Here is a 19,093-nt window from a genome sequence, read left to right as displayed (position 1 = left end):
TTCATGTTGCTGCTTCTACCGTTCACACGCGATGCCATAGAACAAATCGCAAACTGCGCCATGATGCCCGCGAATCTAATTATTCAAACCCTGAGATTTTGGACGTTATACTTGGTGAAAAGAGTTTGTCGAGTGCCATTCGCTTTAATTAAATCGGCTGCTTTTTCGCCGATCATAATAGTGGGTGCATTCGTATTTCCCGTGGTGATTGTTGGCATAATTGACGCATCGACGACACGCAACCCCTCAACCCCATGTACCCGTAATTCCGGGTCTACTACCGCCATTCGGTCAGTCCCCATTTTGCAAGTGCCGACCGGATGCCAAACAGTACTGCAAGCGTCCCGGATGTAAGCTGCGATCGCATCATCACTCTGAATGTTAACACCCGGAGCGATTTCCTCACCGCGAAACTCATCAAAGGCACTGGTTTGAAACAATTGGCGGATCAGTTTAACTCCCTCAACCAGCTTTTGCACATCAGATTGACTTTGCAGATAGTTCATCCGCAACATCGGTGGATCTTTGGGGTCAAGCGATTGCAAACTGACACTACCAATGTTTTGGAGACAAGTCAAACTGACTGCACCCGTGAATCCCGAATCAGGGTGGGCATAACCAGGAGGTGCGAATATAATCGGACCAAAGAAGAACTGTAAATCTGGTGCAGCCTCCAAATTGCCCTGACTATGCAAAAACAATCCGGCTTCGATCCCATTACTGGCGATCGCAGGATGTACATCTTGAGCGGTCTGTTGAACTACAGTAACGAGAATGTGGTCTTGGAGATTTTGACCGACACCCGGCAAATCAGCGACTACAGAAATCCCCATTGCTTGCAGGTGTTCTGCATCACCAATGCCCGAAAGCAGCAGCAGCTTCGGCGAATCAAATGCACCGGCACTTAAAATCACTTCCTGGTTGACTCTGACCTGGTGCTGCATACCCTCGTGCAGATATTCCACCCCAACAGCCCGGATACCCTCAAACAGCAACCGAGTCACTAATGCACCTGTCGTTATAGTCAAATTGGGACGCTTGAGAATGGGCAGTAAGAAGGCAGCAGCAGCACTGTGCCGTTTACCATCCTTAACCGTCAACTGATAGAACCCCGCTCCTGACTGCTGTTTACCGTTGAAATCAGAATTGTAGTCATATCCCATTGCTACACAGGCATCTACAAAACGTTGAGATACTACAGCAGGGGAACTGATATCGGTGACGCTCAACTCCCCATCAACTCCGTGGTATTCGGAGACACCGCGTTGCTGATGCTGAGATTTCTTGAAATAGGGCAAAACATCCTGGTAGCTCCAGCCGGGATTCCCTAGTGCCTGCCAGTGGTCATAATTGTGAGGATTGCCTCGGACATACATCATGAAATTAATCGAACTGCTGCCCCCCAGGACTTTCCCACGGGAACAAAACATTTTGCGATCGCTCAGGTATGGTTCTGGCTCAGAGAAGTATGCCCAGTCCACTTCGGAGCCTAGTAAGCTGAGGCATTTCGAGGGGATTTGAATCTCCGGTTTAGTATCTGGGTTGCCAGCTTCGAGTAATAACACAGTTGTTTCACTGTCTTCTGTCAAACGGTTGGCGACAACGCAGCCTGCCGAACCGGCACCAATTACAATGTAGTCATATTCAGTCATGACATCCTCCTTTGCGATTGTTTGATTTCAACACGCTGATACCTCCCCGTTAACCAAGATGTTGAGCCTGCTGATTTTCCTGCTAGTTTTTTCATGATGATGAGTGCTGTGGTTGTTGAGTTTGCAAGAGCCATCCGAAACAGGTTGCGAAACCGTTACTCCATTGCTTTTACAACCTCATCTGTAGAGAGAACGCCATTGGCAATATACCGAAAGTTGATCAGTGCTGCCTTGTAGCCGTCGCCCAGATCGGGATGCCGAGGGGCAGCCGTTGCATCCTTGATGACGACCACCTCGAATCCCTGTTCGAGTAATTCGCGTAGGTGAGTTTCAACACAAAGATTTGCCAGCATTCCCAGCAGAATGACTTTGCTGATGTTGCGTTTACGCAGTTGTAAAACGAGGTCGTTGCTTTGCGGTCCATAGACTTTGTGGGGACTGGCCACGATCGTCTTACCATCCTCAATGAAGGGCTTGTAGCGATCGAGCCAGTCAGCACCCGATCCCAGGAATCCATCGAGGCTTAATGGTCCACTGCGAACAAACTCCTTAACCTCAAGCATCATCTGCTCCAGGGTTCCGGCAAATTTCCATCCATAGTCGGTGGGGTAGTAATAATGGGGGGAAATGAAAACCTCAAAGCCGTTCTGCTTCGCGGCTTTGAAGACTCGCTCGATGTTCTCCACGGTGTTGTTATCCTTAACACTGTCACCCACCAAATCCCAGGAAACCCCTTTTTCACTCAAGACATCGTTTTGCGGATCGATGACGACTACTGCGGTATCATTCTTGTTGATGTTCATGGTTTTTCTCCTTCATGCTTGAACCGGGCTACTTAAGCGATAACTATTTTGCCTTTCCTCTCTAAATAAACGCAGCACGAATTCTCCAGCAGTAGTTTTTCGTAACTCCTAATAGCAATCGCACTGATTTTTCGCCATTGGGAAGAGTAATAAGCCAATGAAAACCCGGCACATGACGCTCTTCGCCAAGAGGAATACTTAGCCTTTCTAATACCCATCGTGCTTTTTCACAGTCATGACTGACCGCAAAAGCGATCAGGCGGGTAGATTTTTCCTGGGAATTAGACTGCATAATTCAACTGCTCATTGGTAGTTGGTAAGTCGTTGGGTCTGCACTTGCTGCCTCCTTACAACTTTGAAAACAGCATATTTAACCCTTCGGTCATCGTGGGATGAGTCAAAACACCATCGCGCAGAACGGTGTAGGGCATCTGAGCTTGCATCACCATCTGCACCGTCGAAATCACTTCACCCGCTTCATGACACAAGAGAGAACACCCTAGAATACGACTTGTCTCGGTATCCACGATCGCCTTCAGTAGTCCATCGGTTTGACCAAGTGTTTTCGCTCTGGGAATGGCTGACGCATCCAACTTCGCCACTCGGATAGCATACCCTTGTTGCCGTGCTTCGGTTTCGGTCAAACCTACATGAGCCAGTTCTGGATCAATAAACAGACAGGATGGAACCAGCCTATCGCCTGTACTACGTTGGCGTAGCCTCTCCTTTGGAGAATCGCCCCCATCAATCAGATTCGCTTTGACAATGCGATAATCGTCGAGGGACACATGGGTGTATTGCGGACCGCCATTGATATCGCCTAACGCCCAAATACCGGGTATGTTCGTCTCCAGGCGATCGTTGACTTGAATAAATCCGCGTGTATCGGTTGCTACACCAGCAGCAGCTAAATTTAAGCTATCGGTGTTGGGCGCACGACCAACGGCTACGAGCAAATGCGACCCCTGGAGGCTCATTTGCCGATCAGCGACTTGGATTTGCAGGATGGTTTCATTACCAGCGCCATCGACCCTTAACACCTTCGTCTTCAGTAAGAATTCAATCCCGTCTCCTTCCAGTAGCCTTTGAACCGCGATCGCTATATCTGGATCTTGCTGTGATAGGATTTGGTTACTTTGCCCAATCAGGGTGACGCGACAGCCAAAGCGCCGAAACATCTGGGCAAACTCCAAACCAATGTAGCCACTACCGAGAACGATCAGGTGTTCAGGCAGATGTTCTAGCTCCATAATCGACTCACTGGTTAAAAACTCAACTTCTGTGAGTCCGGGAATGGATGGAATTAACGGTCGTGTGCCTGTATTAATAAATAAGCGTTCGGCGGTAAGTAAGCGATTATTCCCCTCAGTTGTCGTTACTGTGATCGTTTTGGGAGCAACAAACCTTGCTTCGCCAGTGATCAAGTTGTTATCCAGAGCCGTTTCTAAATTGTGCAAGTTCATTTCACGCGCAGATTGCACAACTGATCGTTTTCGTTGGATCACCTCTGCTAAATTAACGATGGGTGTATTGGCTTTAACACCATAAGCGGCACTGTTTCGCACTGTGTTTGCGACATTGGCACTCGCCACCATAGTTTTAGTAGGAATGCAGGCAATATTAATGCACCCGCCACCAATCATGTTTAAACTGCGTTCAACTAGAGCGGTTTTACGTCCGTCAGCGACCAGCGCTGGTGCAAGTGTTTTACCCGCTTTACCGCCGCCGATAATAATGTCGTCGTCGTATTGGGTGTTCACTTCCATCTCCTTTGAGTTTGATGAATACGATGTCTAGAAGGTGTTATGAACTTCAAAAAAGACTGGCTTCTGAAGAGGGTTTTAGCGATCGCGCATTTGGCGAGGGTAACTCAAGATGCTTGCCCAAGCGCAATCCAATTCTCAAAGATTGAGGTTGGACAATCCGGGATGATCATCGGGACGACGACCAAGTATCCAGTGATATTTGCGATTGCTCTGGTGAATTGGCAGGTCGTTGATGCTGGCAATACGCCACCGCATAAATCCATGTTCGTCAAACTCCCAATTCTCATTGCCGTAGGAACGGAACCAGTTGCCGGAATCATCATGCCATTCGTAAGCAAACCGGACAGCAATTCGGTTGTCCCGAAAAGCCCAAAGCTCTTTAATCAGACGGTAGTCCAATTCTTTAAGCCACTTACGTGTCAAGAACTGGACGATCGCCTCACGACCAGATAGAAATTCTGAGCGGTTGCGCCAAACGCTATCCGACGTGTAAGCGAGTGATACTAGTTCAGGGTTACGTGTGTTCCAAGCATCCTCTGCGATTCGGACTTTTTGGATGGCGGATTCATGATCGAAAGGCGGCAGGGGTAGTCGAGGATTTTCGGGGTTGTTCATAGTATGGAAGTGGTAAAATGGCGATCGTCTCATACCAATTCTGTATGAACATGCGCTAGACCATATTTACAGCAGTTTTAATCTGCTTCTTTACTAGAGGCGTAATTCACGACCACTGCTGCACCTTCGGCTGCCAGATATTTGGCAATTGAAGCACCAATTCCTTTAGATGCCCCCGTCACAACTGCGATTTTTCCGTCTAGTTTTTTCATGATGGTTTCTTAGGATCGGGGACTGTGAAACTTACCGTTTCACTGGTGATTACTTTGTGCGTGGGGTCGGCTAGTTCAATCAGCACTTTGTGCGGGCCAGGTTCCAGTCCGACCAGGATCAACGTTTCGCCGCTAGTATCGACAAAGTGCCACGGCGCATCGTCGACGGTGACGTGGATATGGCCAATGCGCGGCGATACTTCGAGGGCATCTTTGCCAAACACTGGCAACACACGCAGGTTCTCCGTCCGATACTGGATGAAGACGCGTCCCTGTGCTAGCGGTTCGGGAAGCGGTGGATCAACAATCAGCTTGGGTGGTGCTTCGTTTTCGATCGCAATCAAGGGTGATGGTCCGATAATGTCCCTAGCGCTCGGTGTGTGAGTGTTCATAGCAGGTAAGTACCTGAGAGTAGTTTATAATATAACGATCCATTTGAAGGTGAAACGGCGCAGAGTCATCGCTCCAGAAAAGCCATTAACGTTTCTTTGATGCGAGTTCCCAGACCGCAGTTGCGAATGCTTTAGGATCTTCCTGGGGCAGGTTATGACCGACGTTTGGAATGACCCGATGCTGACGTTCGCCGCTAAACTTCGCTGCCGTCGATTTTCCATCGGTTGCTGGCACGACACCATCTGCGTCCCCGTCCAGCGTGATCGTCGGCACCGTAATGGTCGGTTGCGCGGCGAGTCGCTGCTCAAATTCCTCATACATGGGATAGCCGGCAGCAAGTCCAAGGCGATGGCGGTAGGAATGAATCACGACCTCCACATAATCGGGGTTGTCGAAGGCGCTGGCGTGTTGATCGAGCGTTGCTTCGTCAAAGGATTGATTAATGAGGCGATTGCACAAAGCACTGTGCTGAAGGCAACCGCCGAGCATATTCCCCTTTTCCCCTACGCTAACTCGGTAAGCAGGAAAGCGATGGAAGAGCGTCTTTTCCCTTCCCCAAAAACATTGATCGCATCCTATTGCAGATGTTTCTTCAGTTCGGCAGCAGCTTGAACAAACAGAGAACGGGTTTCTGGCAATTCGGCTAAACCATTCAATAGTCCGAAGTCATGAATCATGCCGTTGTACTGCACAGTTGTCACCTCGACCCCAGCTTCATCGAGCTTGCGTCCATAGGCTGTGCCCTCGTCATGCAAGATATCGCTCTCTGCAACCACAAGTAACGCTGGAGGCAAGCCTTTGAGTTGCTCAACCGTCGCCTGTAGGGGAGAAGCATAGATGTCTTTACGCTTTTCTGGGTCAGCGATGTACATGTCATACATCCACTTCATCGTTGGTACAGTCAGAAAACGCTGATCGCCAAATTGGTGATAAGAATTCGTTTCAAAATCAGCATCTACAATGGGCCACATCAGGATTTGCAACTTGATGTGTGGTCCTCCTTTTTCTTTCGCCTTCAAAGCAGTGACAGTTGTCATGTTACCGCCGACACTGTTGCCAACGACTGCCAGATTCTTGCCATCCACCCCAATCTCCTCACCATGCTCGGCAACCCATTTGGTCGCAGCATAAATCTCATTGATCGCCTGTGGGTACTGAGCGTCTGGAGTGCGAGTGTAGTTGACAAAGACAGCCGCAAAACCTGAAAGCACGACGAGATCGCGAACCATCCGCTTGTGTGTTGGATAATCACCGAGTACCCAACCGCCGCCATGAATAAAGATGAAAACAGGCAATATGCCTTGAACACCTGCTGGTCGCACGATATTGAGCGTGATTGGATAACCGTCAGCAGTAATTGTCTTCTCAGACTCGTCAATGCCTGAAAGATCAACTTCAACGGCAGCCTGTGCATCCACGAGTACTTGACGCGCTTCGAGTGGAGTTAACGTCTCTAAACCCACACCTCCTGAATTCAGCAATTTCAAAAATGCCTTCACTCCTGTAGAAAGACGCGGATCATCTGCGACTTCCAAAACTTTTACTGCTGGCGATTTTACTTGACTAACCATAATGGTCTCCTTTTGTTGATAAGGGTGAATGATCTGTTGAAGTGGTACTGTTAAACCACCTGCTGGCGCGATCGTGGAATGGCAATTATCCACTATCTAGATCGAATGGCACTAAGAAAACGTGAAACCTCGTCTGGGCAGGGTGTTGGGGGTAGGGTGTAGTGTTAATAAACATTCATTTCTCAGATTTCCTCCTTATAGATTTGTTTACTTTCTGAAAGCTTCTTGTCACTCTTTAGGAAGAGACCAGAGTTTGATGGTTTTGTCGGCACTGCTGCTGGCTATCATGTTTCCATCCGGTCTGAAAACTACTGACCGCACGCCTCGCTCATGCCCGATCAAATTCTCCAAGAGTTTGCCTGAAGGCAACCCCCATAACTTGATAGTGCTATCATTGCTACCACTAGCTAATCTCTTGCCATCGGGGCTGAAAGCCACTGACCACACAACTCCATCATGTCCAATTAGGGAGTGCAACAATTTACCAGTGGGCATGTGCCAGAGTTTGACTGTCCGATCAGCACTGCCACTCGCTAAAGTCCGTCCATCAGGGCTAAAAGCCACTGAGCGCACGGCTTGTGAATGAGCATTCAGGGTTTTTAGAACAGCACCATCCATGAGCCGCCAAATTTTGAGTGTACCACCCTCATTCCCACTAGCTAAGGTCTGCCCATCTGGACTAAAAGCAACAGTTCTTACCCACTTTCCATTCGATAACTGATGAACTTGTACGCCAGTCTGCACGTTCCAGATGCGGATGGTTGTGTCAGCACTACCACTGGCTAACCACTTTCCGTTGGGGCTGATGGCAACGGCTTCTACATCATCTGTATGGCCATCTAGGGTCCGAAGCAGTTGCCCCGTCTCTAAATTCCAGAGTTTAATCCGGTTATCCCAACTGCCACTAGCGAGCAGCTTGCTATCTGGACTGATGGCAAGGCTGACTACTGCATCGCCGTGTCCTTCTAAAGTATAAAGTAAGGTGTTACTAGGCAGATCCCAAATTTTAATTTTTTTATCGTAACTGCCACTGGCGAGGAAGCGTCCATCAGGGCTGATTGCGATCGCGTAAACCCAAGTTGAATTTCCTTGGACAGAACGTAAGGGTTGAGTGGTTGCAACAGAGATATTAGCAACACTCTTCCTTCGGAAGGAAGACAATAAGCTAGCACAACTACTACTACCAACCAAGATCGTTAGGGTGCTGATTGCCAATGCTGCTGAAGATTTCCACATAATTTGTTTCGATCTCATAACAGGACATTCCTTGTGCGAGTCGGAGAATAATCTGACTTGCACCCACTGCGTAATGGTGTCGGAGACTAGCGGTACTATAGAGTAATTTTTTCTGGAATTTGAGATGAGAACGCTTTTCCTTTCGCTTTTTGTTGTTTATTCCGATGTTCAATCCAGCGTCCCATCAGAAATAAAAGGGTTGTCGTGACAATCCCTACTAGCCCAATCGGGGTTAAATAGCTCCAATGCTCTAACATTTTGTCCCAAACGTGCCAAGTGAGCAGGAACATAGCTAAGTAAGTCAGGGTATGTAATCGCTTCCAATTTTTTTTCAGTCTTTTGACACTCCAGTCATTAGAAGTAATTGCCAATAGGGTAAAAATTATAAAGGTAGATACACCTTGGATATAAATCCAATAGGTATTGGGATCTAAAAAATCAAGGTCTCTCTTTTTCACTAAGAGGAAAGCGTGAAGCAAAGCCAAACAGAAAGCCAGAATACCGATAAGTCGTCGATATTTTAACAGCCATTTGGGAAGCTTCGCTTGTTTAGTTTCAGGAAAAATGATTCTGAGATTCGTGGGCATTAAAGTGAGAATATAAGCTCCTAAAGCTAGAAATCCCAGGCTGTTTTCTAAGGGTGCTGTATCGATTGCTGCCATGACCAGTCTTCCTTAATTTTTCAATAAAAGCCACTTAAATGTTACCGCAGCTTTTTTAGGTACAGCATAGATGAATGACTCAGAACCAAATGCCTGTAATAATTACGGAGCATAGCTTAGAGCTTTTCTTAGTGCCATTCCTATCTAGATCAAAATCGAGATCAAAGTAGGTTGGCATGATTTTGATTACTCAACATCAGTTGTCAGCGAAATTTTGGCGTTTTACAGTCGCTCAAACTTTCGATTGATTAGACAGGGATGGTTTGCAGGCGTGACGTGAGAAATTGAGCGATATAGTTTGTGATCGCATCTCCTTCCTCTTCCAGGGCAAAATGTCCGGTATCGAGTAAATGAAATTCAACGTCTTTCAGGTCGCGCTTGTAGGGATAAGCACCGTCGGCAGGGAAGATGTAGTCGTTCTGACCCCAAACAATCAGGGTGGGTGGTTGATGTTTGCGGAAATACTCCTGCCATTGCGGATATAATGGTGGATTAGTGCCATAGCTATACAACAGCGCCAGCTGAATCTCATCGTTGCCGGGGCGATCGAGGAAGAGTTGATCCATATTCCAGGTATCAGGGCTGATCGCTTCCAGATTGCGAACGCCGTTGGTATACTGCCACTTTGTAGCTTCCAGGGTGACAAGGTGTTTGAGCTTGTCCGCATTCTCAGGCGAACGGTCTTGCCAGTACGCCTTGATCGGGTTCCAAAATTCGCGCAGACCTTCATCGTAGGCATTCCCATTTTGGACGATGAGTGCTTCCACTCGCTCTGGATATTTAGCCGCAATCCGATAGCCAATGGGAGCGCCATAATCCATGACGTAAAGGCTATATTTCTTGAGATCGATCGCGGTAATAAATTTCTCCACGATCTCGGCTAGGTGATCAAACGTGTAATCAAACTCATTCACAGTTGGCATTGAACTATTGCCGTAACCCGGATAATCGGGTGCAACCAGATGGAAGCGATCGCTAAGGGCAGATATCAGATTGCGGAACATGTGAGATGAGGTCGGGAAGCCGTGCAACAGCAAAATTGTCGGATTATTGCGGGAACCAGCTTCTCGATAAAAGATATCTAAACCATCGATGGAAACCGTGCGAAATGTGGTCATGACTTTACTCTTTGTAAGGTTACATATAGAAGGCTTAACTCTTTGTCAAAGTCAATTTTTTTAACGAACCGCAAAGGACGCAAAGGAGAGGCAGCGCGTTGCGGGGGTTCCCCCCGTTGTAGCGACTGCCGTCGCAAAGGAAGAGAGGAAAGAGAAGGAAGAAATCCTTAACTGAACTGTATTGACATATAGGACTAGTATTTGATTTTTGAAAAAAAATCAGTACACCCCGAAAAGGCTTCTTCTGCACTCCCCACTCCCCACTCCCTACTCCCTGTCTACGCAAATAATTTCAAAAATCAAATATGATTCCTATACCTATATAGGTGAAGGTGAAATGGAATATTCAATCCAAAATCCAAAATCCAAAATTTAAAATTCGGTCAAAAGGTCTACTGACCGATTGCCCTTACCTACTTACTTCTGGAAATAGTCGCGCCAACTTTCGGGTAAGGCTTCAAGTTGAGCAGCGCGGTGAAGTAACTCTGGATTGTCTTGCTCACGCACATAAAGTTGAGTGATATCGGCAACCGTGATGTTGTGATCATCCCGGCTCACTAACTCTAGAGTGTCTCCGACTCCGACTTCACCTTCTTGCAAAACACGGAAGTAAAATCCGGTTCGACGACTTGCGAGAAATCGTTTAACCATATCAGGTCTTCCAAAGCGAATCCCCAGTTTGTAGCAGGGTAGGCGAGGTTGTGTGACCATTAACGTGACATTGCCGATACGAAAGCGATCGCCAATGTTCACTTCTTCTTCTCTGAGTCCAGTGGTCGTGAAATTTTCACCAAATATACCTAGCGGCAGTTGTGTGTCAGGCAATTCACCTCGCCAGTACTCGTAATGCTCGAACGGGTATAAATAGACTGCTTTATCTGCTCCTCCATGAACGGTTAAATCAGCCTGTCCATCACCGTCTAAATTAAGCGATCGCAGCATGACGCGATCGCTAACTGGCTCTTTGAAAATTCCAGTGCTAACTGTTTTCCCTTTCCAGGTAACTTCACGTGGAAGTCCGACGTTGACAGAGATGAGTTTCATCTTTAACTCCAAACTTTTGGACGGCATTTTGAATCTTTAATCCAAAATTTAAAATCTTAAATTCGCTGATGGGTATTTTTAAAGCACTTCAAATCTGTGCCATACCACCATCGACAAACAGCTCGATGCCGTTCACAAAGCTGCTGTCGTCTGAAGCGAGAAAGACAACGGCTTTGGCAATCTCATCGGGTGTGCCTACTCTTCCCAACGGGATGGTGCTGACTTGGCTGGTCACGAATTCCTGCACCTGCTCATCACTCAGTCCCAAGAGATTGTAACCAGGAGTAGGAATCACGCCAGGACTAATGGCGTTAACCCGGATCTTGCGCTCTTTGAGGTCGAGTGTCCAATTACGGGCAAACGATCGCACGGCGGCTTTGGTGGCGCTGTAAACACTGAAGGCTGGAGTGCCTTTGATAGAAGTAATGGAGGCGTTCAGAATAATGGAAGCACCCTCTGGCAACAGAGGCAATGCCTTCTGCACGGTGAACAGCAAACCTTTGACGTTAGTGTTGAACGTTTTGTCAAAGTGTTCTTCGGTGATTGAACCGAGTGGGGCGAGTTCTCCACCGCCAGCATTGGCGAAGATCACATCAAGATGTCCTTGCTCTTGTTCGATGGTGGCGAACAGGCGATCGATATCTGCAAGATTTGACAGATCACCCTGAACAGCAGTGACATTTTCTCCAATCTTCTTCACCGCCGCATCAAGTTCGTTTTGACGACGACCAGTGATAAAGACGTAAGCGCCCTCTTTTACGAACCTCTGCGCTGTCGCAAGTCCAATCCCACTGTTACCACCCGTCACCAGTGCGATCTTACCTGTAAGTTTACCCGCCATAAAATTTCTCCGTTTGTATGAATTTTGTATTGACGAACGATACCATATAGTCTCCCATCCATAACCGACCGGAACGAGTAAAGAAATGATCAAAGATGCAACTCCATGATTTATCCGCAGAGTCAGTTGTTTATCGGAGTGCTTGATTGATTAAAGGTGCAATGACAGCAATGTTCTCAACCAACTCATCGGAGAGAGAAAATCGCTGTTTTAAGTAATTGGGATCGTTGTAACTCAGCCACACCTTGCTGTCAGCCGCTTTCCATGCCAGTACTTTCAGGGGTAAATCCAGAGCGATCGTCGGTTCTGCCACCATTAAAGGAGTTCCGGCTTGGGGGTTGCCAAACAGCAACAACTGCGTCGGAGGTAGGCTTAGTCCGACTCTTTCGGCTTCAGCCTGTTGATCAATGCGGGCAAAAATGGTGATGCCTTTTGCCTGAAGGACAGCTTCTAATCGATCAATGGTCGCAGGGACTGAATACGGGCTGGGTTGGTTGATGATGCCGTTATTTTCATTCATGGTGGTGAACTTCTCAACGGTTTCGGTGATATCTATATTTGACTATGAGATTTGGAACTATAACCAGTGACTTCTGCTAACTATTAGCTTTAGATAAAGAAGGGTTTATGCGATCAACGTCAGAGAGGAAAGTTTCGCTCGCGGCAATATTGTTGTCCTTGAGTCAACATCCCCTCATGCCGAGGGTAAGGCTCCGGGCGGCCCCAGAATTTCGTCGCCAATCTCGGTGGAAATACGCTCAAACAGCGCCATGTCAGGTGTTTCATTCTCATCCAGTGTACCAACTGCTGCGACTAGCCGAGCAAAGCTGCTTGGCGCAGCGACGACCAACCCACGGGCTGGCTGATCGCTGAGGGCGGCGACTACGTGGGGTGTACCAGCAGGAATCAGGAAGCTTTCACCAGCATTCAGCACAGCTTTATTCTCACCCGCCCAGACTGTAAACTCTCCTTCCAGCACATAGAGTTGTTCCGAATAGCGCGTATGGCGATGGGGGGGTGTTTGTGCGCCGGGAGGGAAGTAGCCTTCGATCAGATCGTACTGACCTCCGGTAGTGGTGTGATCGGCAATGATGTTGAGGCGAGTGCCAAAAAGCCAGAGAGATTCTGCCATCAGATTGCTCCTGTTGATTAATTGCTTGCGTAATAAGCAGTAATTTTGCTTGTGTGGTTAAGAATCAGAAAACTTAATGATTTGCAGTAACAATAGCTGCCATCAACTGCTCAATGTTCCAGCGATCGCTATACCGAATTCCATTAATAAACAGTGCTGGGACAGCCGTTACTCCACTGTATAATCCACTTTGAATATCTTCATTGATGCGATCAACGTACACTTTTTTGGATATATCTTGGAGAAATTGAGAAATATCAAGTCCTAGATTATTGGCATACTCTACTAGATAGCCGTTTCCCAACTCTTGTTGATAAGTGAACAGCATTTCATGCATCTGCCAAAATTGACCTTGGACAGCTGCCGCTTCAGCCGCTTCAGCCGCACGTTGAGCATGAGAATGGATCTGTATCTGTGGAAAATGACGGAAGATGAAGCACAAATAATTCTCCCCCAAAGAAACACTAAGCTGTCGCGCAATGACTTTAATCAGCCTGTAAACGTCCGCACTTTCTTGACATTGATAGTCCCCATACATCACCAGCACTGCGATCGCACTCAGCACACCTTTTATGTGATCTTGTGTTGAAGGTGGGACAAATAACGAACTCCGGTCACGATCAAGGCTCACTGATACCTCCGACGGTTGTATGCTCATCGCCAGTGCTGAACATACAACCCTCTTTCTACTTTATTCGTGTAAAGCAAACTTAGATATTTAGCACTTACGCACGAGTTACGGAATAACGAACCGCAGAGGCGCAGAGAAGCCAGTGCGTTGGGCGGGTTCCCCCCGTTGTAGCAACTGGCGCGACACGGAGAAATCAGAGTTTGAGAGATATTTTGCGTAAGTCCTAATATTGCAACTAAATTGCTATGAATGTTTGCTGAATTAAATATATGCAATTAACTCTAACTTGTCATCCACTAAAAGTTGAAACTTTTGCTCAATTGAATGATTGATAAATCAGTCCATATAAAAATGGAAGGTTGGCTCCAACTAAAGTTGGAATCCGAATTTCAACTTTAGTATAACTTCCTTACAAATTGACAATCCCTCGTTTAACAGCAATAATCACGGCTTGAGTGCGATCGCTCACTCCCAATTTACTTAAAATTCGATTAACGTGAGATTTGACGGTGCTTTCACCGATACTCAAACTAGTGCTAATTTCTAAATTACTCATTCCTTGCGCCATTAAACGCAGTACATCAAGCTCTCGCTCACTCAGTTTTGGATTGCTCATCCTCTGCACCAGTTTTGCCCCAACTTCTGGTGGAATATACTGCTGACCGAGATGAATCATGCGAATGGCACTCAGAAGTTCGTTAGGTTTAGCATCTTTGAGCAAATATCCTTTAGCGCCTGCCTGTAATCCACGATAGATATCTTCATCACCATCGTAGGTAGTTAGCACAACAATTCGAGCCGCTTTAAATTCAGCACAAATAGCAGTAATGGCTTCAACTCCTGCTATCTGCGGCATTCGTAAATCCATTAGCGTTACATCTGGTTGGTATTCACGAAAGAGAGCGATCGCCTGTTGTCCATCTTCTGCTTGAGCAATCACCGTCATCTCTGGATCACGGTTAATGATGGTTGCCAATCCTTGTCTGACAATGGAATGATCGTCAACAATTAGAACCCGAATAGTTGTTGATTGGCTCATAATTATTAAGAAATTGAAAGTACAAACTTAGTGCAGCATTTGATTAATTCGTAGCAAATTAAATTTGGCATTGCATTGCTGTGTTAATGCGTTCCGCTACAATGCCAATGCATCACAATACAATGCCAATGCGTTCCTCTGCAATGCCAATGCGTTCCTCTGCAATGCCAATGCATCCCCCTGCAATGCCAATGCGTTCCTTTGCAATGCCAATGCGTTCCCCTGCATTAAAAACGCTACGCTTTTACGCAAAACTGTACTTAGAAATTAGGGCTTATATCATGTCCGCCAAGTTATCCATAATAAAAGAACCCCACCCCCAACCCCTCCCCGCCTACGGGGAGAGGAGCTAAAGCGCAGCTTTGGCGGGGTGGGGTTCCGGGTATTATGCTTAATTGCCCGGACATGAAATATATATAACGTAAAAAACCACATCTATTATCGTAGGGGTTTAGCATGGCTTTTCCCCTACAGCATTGTCTATTTACGACCAAAAGATAATTAAGAAAAGCCTGAAACAAACTATTTTCCTTAACGCACATCACGATGAATTTGTACAGTGCGTAAGTCCTAGAATTATTTTAATCTCGATTTACAATCACAACAATTTCTGTTCCTTGTCCAGGTTGACTCGCAATTGTCAGTTGTGCCCCAAGGTGTTCTGCCCGCTCGCTCATTCCCAGCAATCCAAATCCGCCTACAGATGGAATCGTAGCAACCCCAAAGCCCCGTCCATCGTCTTTAACGCGCAGGATACATTGGGCATTGTCATACACCAACTCAACACGAATTTCGCCAGCATCAGCATATTTTATGGCATTGGTTAATGCTTCCTGTCCAATTCGTAGTAAGTTATTTTCAACCTCGGCTGGCAAGGAATAGGCTGTGCCTTTGATTTCGTAGATCAGGACTGTATCAGCAGCCGCTCTCATTTGAGTCACAAGGCGATGAAGGGCAGTTTGTAAATTGCCATCTTCCAAGAGATGAGGACGTAGCGCTGCTACGGATCGACGCGCCTCAGCAAGCCCTGTTCGTGCCAGTTCATCAATCATTTGCAGCATTTCCAGATGTACCTGGGTTGCTTCCATATCGTCCGCTAGCACTTGTGTTGCCGCTCCGACTTGGAGCAGAATGCCTGTGAAGGACTGGGCTAGCGTATCGTGAATTTCTCGCGCCATGCGGTTGCGTTCTTCCAGAATGGAGGCGTGTTCGGCTCGTTTGCGTTCACGTAGTGCAGCGTTTCGCTGTTCACTAATATCCGTGATCAGACTGTAGAAGCCTTTCACTTGAGCATTGCAATCGCAATCGGGGATCAAGGTACCACTGATGCACCTTTTACCCAGTGAAAAGGGAATTTCTGCTTCCAGGGTTACAGTTTGCCCTTCAAACACTTGATTGATAAACGGCTCAACCCGTTGATAAACCGTCTCACCCAGGAGTTCATGAACATACTTGCCCAAAATCTCATCTCGACTAAGGTTAAACCAAACCTCATAAGTGCGGTTGACAAACTGATAGCGCCTATTTGTATCTACATAGCTGATAAGAGCTGGTAGAGCGTCGGTGATTAGTCGTAATTCTTGTTCGCGTAAGCGAAGCTCGTCGTAGACATCGCGCAGTGCGGCTTCGCTTTTTTGTAAAGCCGCAGTTCGTTCAGCTACCTGTTGCTCTAGAGTGCGGTTGTAATTGGCTAAGAGGTGTTCTGCTTGTTTGCGCTCCGTGATGTCTTGAACGGCTGTAATCGAATAAGCCACGTTGCCCTGCTCATCAAATACTGGAGTTCCCCATGCCTCAACTGGAATTGTTACGTTATTTCGGCGAATTTCTGAATCGTCGATCCTAGTATGTTCGCCGCTCAACGCCCGCATTACTGGCAATTTCTCAGTTGGATACTTTTGATCCGTTCCTGCTAAATAAATTTCATAAATCTCTGAGATTTGATCCAGTGTTACAGAAGGATCTATCCCTTTGCCCAATAGCTGAATTGCCCGTTGATTGAAGTAGTAAGGACGACCTACCGCATCCATGATTCCAATTCCTATTGGAATCGCTTCTAGAAACTGAGCCATCTTACTTTCGCTTGCACGGAGCTTTGAATAGAGTTTAGCATTTTTAATCGCAATAGCTGCCTGGGATGATAACAAATTCAAAACTTGCGTTCGCGTAGTGTCTCCGAAGGAGACTCGCTCTGGTGTAAATGCCCCAGCCGCTAATTTATTTTCTAGATACAACACGCCGACTAGCTTACCTTGATTGAGCAGAGGCAAACATAAGATTGATTGAGTTTGATTGTGTTGAATATATAGCTCATTAATAAAATTACCTTCACGAGTAGCATCATTTAAGATGACAGATTCATGAGTACGAATCACATAATTAATAATTGATTCAGGTAGATGATTTGCAGTTGGGATAGATTGCAACACTTGTGTTGTATAGACATTCTCACCCTCATTGAGTTCACCAGACGCTTCAATTACCCATTTTCCTGAGTTTTCCAAAATCAAAAATCCGGTTTGTGCGCCAGCATTCTCGATTAATATCTTCATTAAGGAACTAAGTAACTTATCCAGTTCAATTTCACTAGAAATCGCAAGGGAAGCTTTCATCACTGCTGCTAAATCGAAAGCGATGGGTGAGTGATTAGAGGTGGTTCCAGAAGTTTTGTGGATTGGCGCATAAGCCATGCCCGACGATTGAGGAAATAGCTGGGGATGGCGAGTTTCTAAATCTTTGACTTTCGCATATGCTCCCCATCGTTCATAGCAGTAATGTGCTTCCTTCATGTAAGTTTGGGCGATTTTTTCTCTACCTCTTGCCAGATAATGTTTAGCAGCTAATTCATAAGCTAATGCTTCTTCTTGCAAATAGTCGTTGTCTTTAGCCCCTTGAATGGCTTGCTCGTAAAATTCTTCTGCCTCAAGCAACTGACCCAAAACTCGTGCAGTCTCTGCTTGCACTAAATGATATTTGTGCAAATAATTCATTGGCGCATAATATGCCCATTGCTTCATTTTCTCCTGGCTAACAGCAACGTTTTTGAGGATTTCTGACTGCGCTTGAGCGCTGCTTTCGGGATATGTTGCGAGTCTTGCTAGAGAGTTATAAAAGTAGTATAAAGGAACGAGAGGTGTTGCAATGACGCGAATCACATAACTTTCGGCTATGGCTGCGTTCTCAGATGCCTGAACATACTCAGAAAATAGATAACATAGGATAAGTTTGTTGAGATGTACCAGAAAGAGTATCACTGCATCTATTTCATGGTATGGCAGTCTATTCTCCTCATTGTAGGATTCGCCAACGAGACGGGATGGATTCACCGAGCATCCCATCAAATTTAAGACAGACTGCTGAAATATTTGAGTCCAATTGAGTGATGTTGTCTGTTTAATTTGATGGATTGCTTCACAGTATTTTGCCATCTCGTGTTCAACCTCCACAAGTTCCTTTCCAACGATAAAAAGTTGGAGGCAGTAAGTGAAAGCACAATAGGCAGCAAACTCTAAATCTCCAGTTTCCAGACCACTTTGATAAGCTTGCAGGAATGGCTTCGATGTTTCCCTAATATGCTCTTTCCAGTGGATGATGAAGTTAGTTACCATGAACAATGTTCTAGCTTTAAGTGAATGGATTTTCAGATGGGGTAACAGCCTTAATACAAGCTGCCCAAACTCATAGCCAGCCTCAATGTTTCCGACCATTCCACAAAGAATTAACCCAAAGTTGGCATAGGCAAAGGGAGATACAAATGTATTACCATACTGGATTGACAAGTTGACCTGTTTAAACACAAGTAGAGGCACCAAATCAGGAGCCGCATGATAGGCAACGAGCGTTATCCTTGAGAGGATTCGCATTGCTGCCAGCTTCTCTGGTTTAGCCATTTCTGGCAATTGGATCAAGTCTTGGATCGGTTTGTTGTCAAAGCGAGATATGATTGTGTCTAGTTCAAGCTGAATATCTGACTGACTCAGCTTTTCGGAAAAACTGATCCCCAGTTGCTGCAAAACTTGCAATCCAGTGTTGATTGCTTCTAATAGTTGGTTCTGCGCGATATAGGTTTGAATTTTGACTTCGTAAACTTTCACGATGTCGAGAACAGTTTTGGCTTCTTGTAAAACGATCGCTACCCAACATTCTACCTGCTCAAAATCGCCACACAAGTACGCTAATTCTGTTGTTTCTAAATATAAATCTAATGTCAGGTCATAGTTTGTCTGCCAGCTAGAAGCTGCTAGCCAAACTCTTGCTGTGGCTAAATATTTTTTAGCCATACTATAGGCGATCGCAGCTTTTGCTTTCTGTCCTGCGATTAAATTTAATCTCGCAATTTCATTGCGTTCTGATTGATCTGCAACAAGCTCAATCCCATGAT

General features: G+C 46.2%; 19 protein-coding genes and 1 pseudogene. 1 reads left to right on the top strand and 19 read right to left on the bottom strand.

Translation table 11 applies throughout. The features are described from left to right. Positions 1-83 precede the first annotated feature (83 nt). From V7L05_RS27205 to V7L05_RS27120, 18 genes and pseudogenes are all read right to left on the bottom strand, one after another. On the bottom strand, positions 84-1,652 hold the full coding sequence (locus V7L05_RS27205; protein ID WP_335168792.1) for a GMC family oxidoreductase: 1,569 nt from the start codon (positions 1,650-1,652) through the stop codon (positions 84-86). A gap of 155 nt (positions 1,653-1,807) precedes the next feature. After that, on the bottom strand, positions 1,808-2,455 hold the full coding sequence (locus V7L05_RS27200; protein WP_335168790.1) for a cysteine hydrolase: 648 nt from the start codon (positions 2,453-2,455) through the stop codon (positions 1,808-1,810). 61 nt (positions 2,456-2,516) lie between these two features. Then, positions 2,517-2,747, bottom strand: a complete 231-nt coding sequence (locus V7L05_RS27195; protein ID WP_335168788.1) for a hypothetical protein — start codon at positions 2,745-2,747, stop codon at positions 2,517-2,519. A 55-nt stretch (positions 2,748-2,802) separates the two neighbouring features. Then, positions 2,803-4,221: a mercuric reductase gene (locus V7L05_RS27190; protein ID WP_335168786.1), complete on the bottom strand. Its 1,419-nt coding sequence runs from the start codon at positions 4,219-4,221 to the stop codon at positions 2,803-2,805. 135 nt (positions 4,222-4,356) lie between these two features. Further along, positions 4,357-4,869 carry a nuclear transport factor 2 family protein gene (locus tag V7L05_RS27185; protein WP_335168784.1) on the bottom strand — a complete coding sequence of 171 codons (513 nt, stop codon included), beginning with the start codon at positions 4,867-4,869 and terminating at the stop codon, positions 4,357-4,359. A 53-nt stretch (positions 4,870-4,922) separates the two neighbouring features. Then, a pseudogene (locus V7L05_RS27180) lies at positions 4,923-5,048 on the bottom strand (SDR family NAD(P)-dependent oxidoreductase); the annotation flags it as partial. Then, positions 5,045-5,440, bottom strand: a complete 396-nt coding sequence (locus V7L05_RS27175; protein WP_335168782.1) for a DUF6130 family protein — start codon at positions 5,438-5,440, stop codon at positions 5,045-5,047. The gene V7L05_RS27175 and the pseudogene V7L05_RS27180, both read right to left, overlap by 4 nt. Before the next feature lie 85 nt (positions 5,441-5,525). Next, the gene (locus tag V7L05_RS27170; RefSeq protein WP_335168780.1) at positions 5,526-5,930 is read right to left on the bottom strand and encodes an alpha/beta fold hydrolase; all 405 of its coding nucleotides are present in this window, start codon (positions 5,928-5,930) and stop codon (positions 5,526-5,528) included. Between the two features lie 86 nt (positions 5,931-6,016). Beyond that, on the bottom strand, positions 6,017-7,012 hold the full coding sequence (locus tag V7L05_RS27165; protein WP_335168778.1) for an alpha/beta hydrolase: 996 nt from the start codon (positions 7,010-7,012) through the stop codon (positions 6,017-6,019). A gap of 228 nt (positions 7,013-7,240) precedes the next feature. Continuing rightward, positions 7,241-8,266, bottom strand: coding sequence for a WD40 repeat domain-containing protein (locus V7L05_RS27160; protein ID WP_335168777.1), 1,026 nt, complete (start codon positions 8,264-8,266; stop codon positions 7,241-7,243). Between the two features lie 77 nt (positions 8,267-8,343). Next, positions 8,344-8,910, bottom strand: coding sequence for a ferric reductase-like transmembrane domain-containing protein (locus V7L05_RS27155; RefSeq protein WP_335168775.1), 567 nt, complete (start codon positions 8,908-8,910; stop codon positions 8,344-8,346). Positions 8,911-9,158: 248 nt separating this feature from the next. Continuing rightward, positions 9,159-10,028, bottom strand: coding sequence for an alpha/beta fold hydrolase (locus V7L05_RS27150; protein WP_335168773.1), 870 nt, complete (start codon positions 10,026-10,028; stop codon positions 9,159-9,161). Between the two features lie 417 nt (positions 10,029-10,445). Beyond that, positions 10,446-11,072 (bottom strand): MOSC domain-containing protein, encoded by a 627-nt coding sequence (locus V7L05_RS27145; protein ID WP_335168771.1) that lies wholly within the window; start codon positions 11,070-11,072, stop codon positions 10,446-10,448. Between the two features lie 88 nt (positions 11,073-11,160). Continuing rightward, a complete protein-coding gene (locus V7L05_RS27140) occupies positions 11,161-11,913 on the bottom strand; it encodes an SDR family oxidoreductase (protein WP_335168770.1) in 753 nt (250 codons plus the stop codon). 130 nt (positions 11,914-12,043) lie between these two features. Then, positions 12,044-12,433 carry a DUF302 domain-containing protein gene (locus V7L05_RS27135; RefSeq protein WP_335168768.1) on the bottom strand — a complete coding sequence of 130 codons (390 nt, stop codon included), beginning with the start codon at positions 12,431-12,433 and terminating at the stop codon, positions 12,044-12,046. 174 nt (positions 12,434-12,607) lie between these two features. Then, complete coding sequence (locus V7L05_RS27130; protein WP_335168766.1) at positions 12,608-13,045, bottom strand: cupin domain-containing protein; 438 nt, start codon at positions 13,043-13,045, stop codon at positions 12,608-12,610. Between the two features lie 73 nt (positions 13,046-13,118). Beyond that, the gene (locus V7L05_RS27125) at positions 13,119-13,703 is read right to left on the bottom strand and encodes a DsbA family protein (protein WP_442937125.1); all 585 of its coding nucleotides are present in this window, start codon (positions 13,701-13,703) and stop codon (positions 13,119-13,121) included. 382 nt (positions 13,704-14,085) lie between these two features. Continuing rightward, positions 14,086-14,715, bottom strand: coding sequence for a response regulator transcription factor (locus tag V7L05_RS27120; RefSeq protein ID WP_335168762.1), 630 nt, complete (start codon positions 14,713-14,715; stop codon positions 14,086-14,088). Between the two features lie 86 nt (positions 14,716-14,801). Between V7L05_RS27120 and V7L05_RS27115 the strand changes: the two genes are divergently transcribed. After that, complete coding sequence (locus V7L05_RS27115) at positions 14,802-15,068, top strand: hypothetical protein (protein WP_335168760.1); 267 nt, start codon at positions 14,802-14,804, stop codon at positions 15,066-15,068. Positions 15,069-15,296: 228 nt separating this feature from the next. Here the strand turns inward: V7L05_RS27115 and V7L05_RS27110 are convergent. After that, positions 15,297-19,093, bottom strand: a 3,797-nt coding sequence (locus V7L05_RS27110) for a PAS domain-containing protein (RefSeq protein WP_335168759.1), incomplete at its 5' end; no start/stop codon positions are given.

Origin of the sequence: Nostoc sp. (genome assembly GCF_036917755.1) — a bacterium.
Lineage (GTDB): Bacteria > Cyanobacteriota > Cyanobacteriia > Cyanobacteriales > Nostocaceae > Nostoc.
This window is presented reverse-complemented; position numbering and strand designations above follow the sequence as displayed.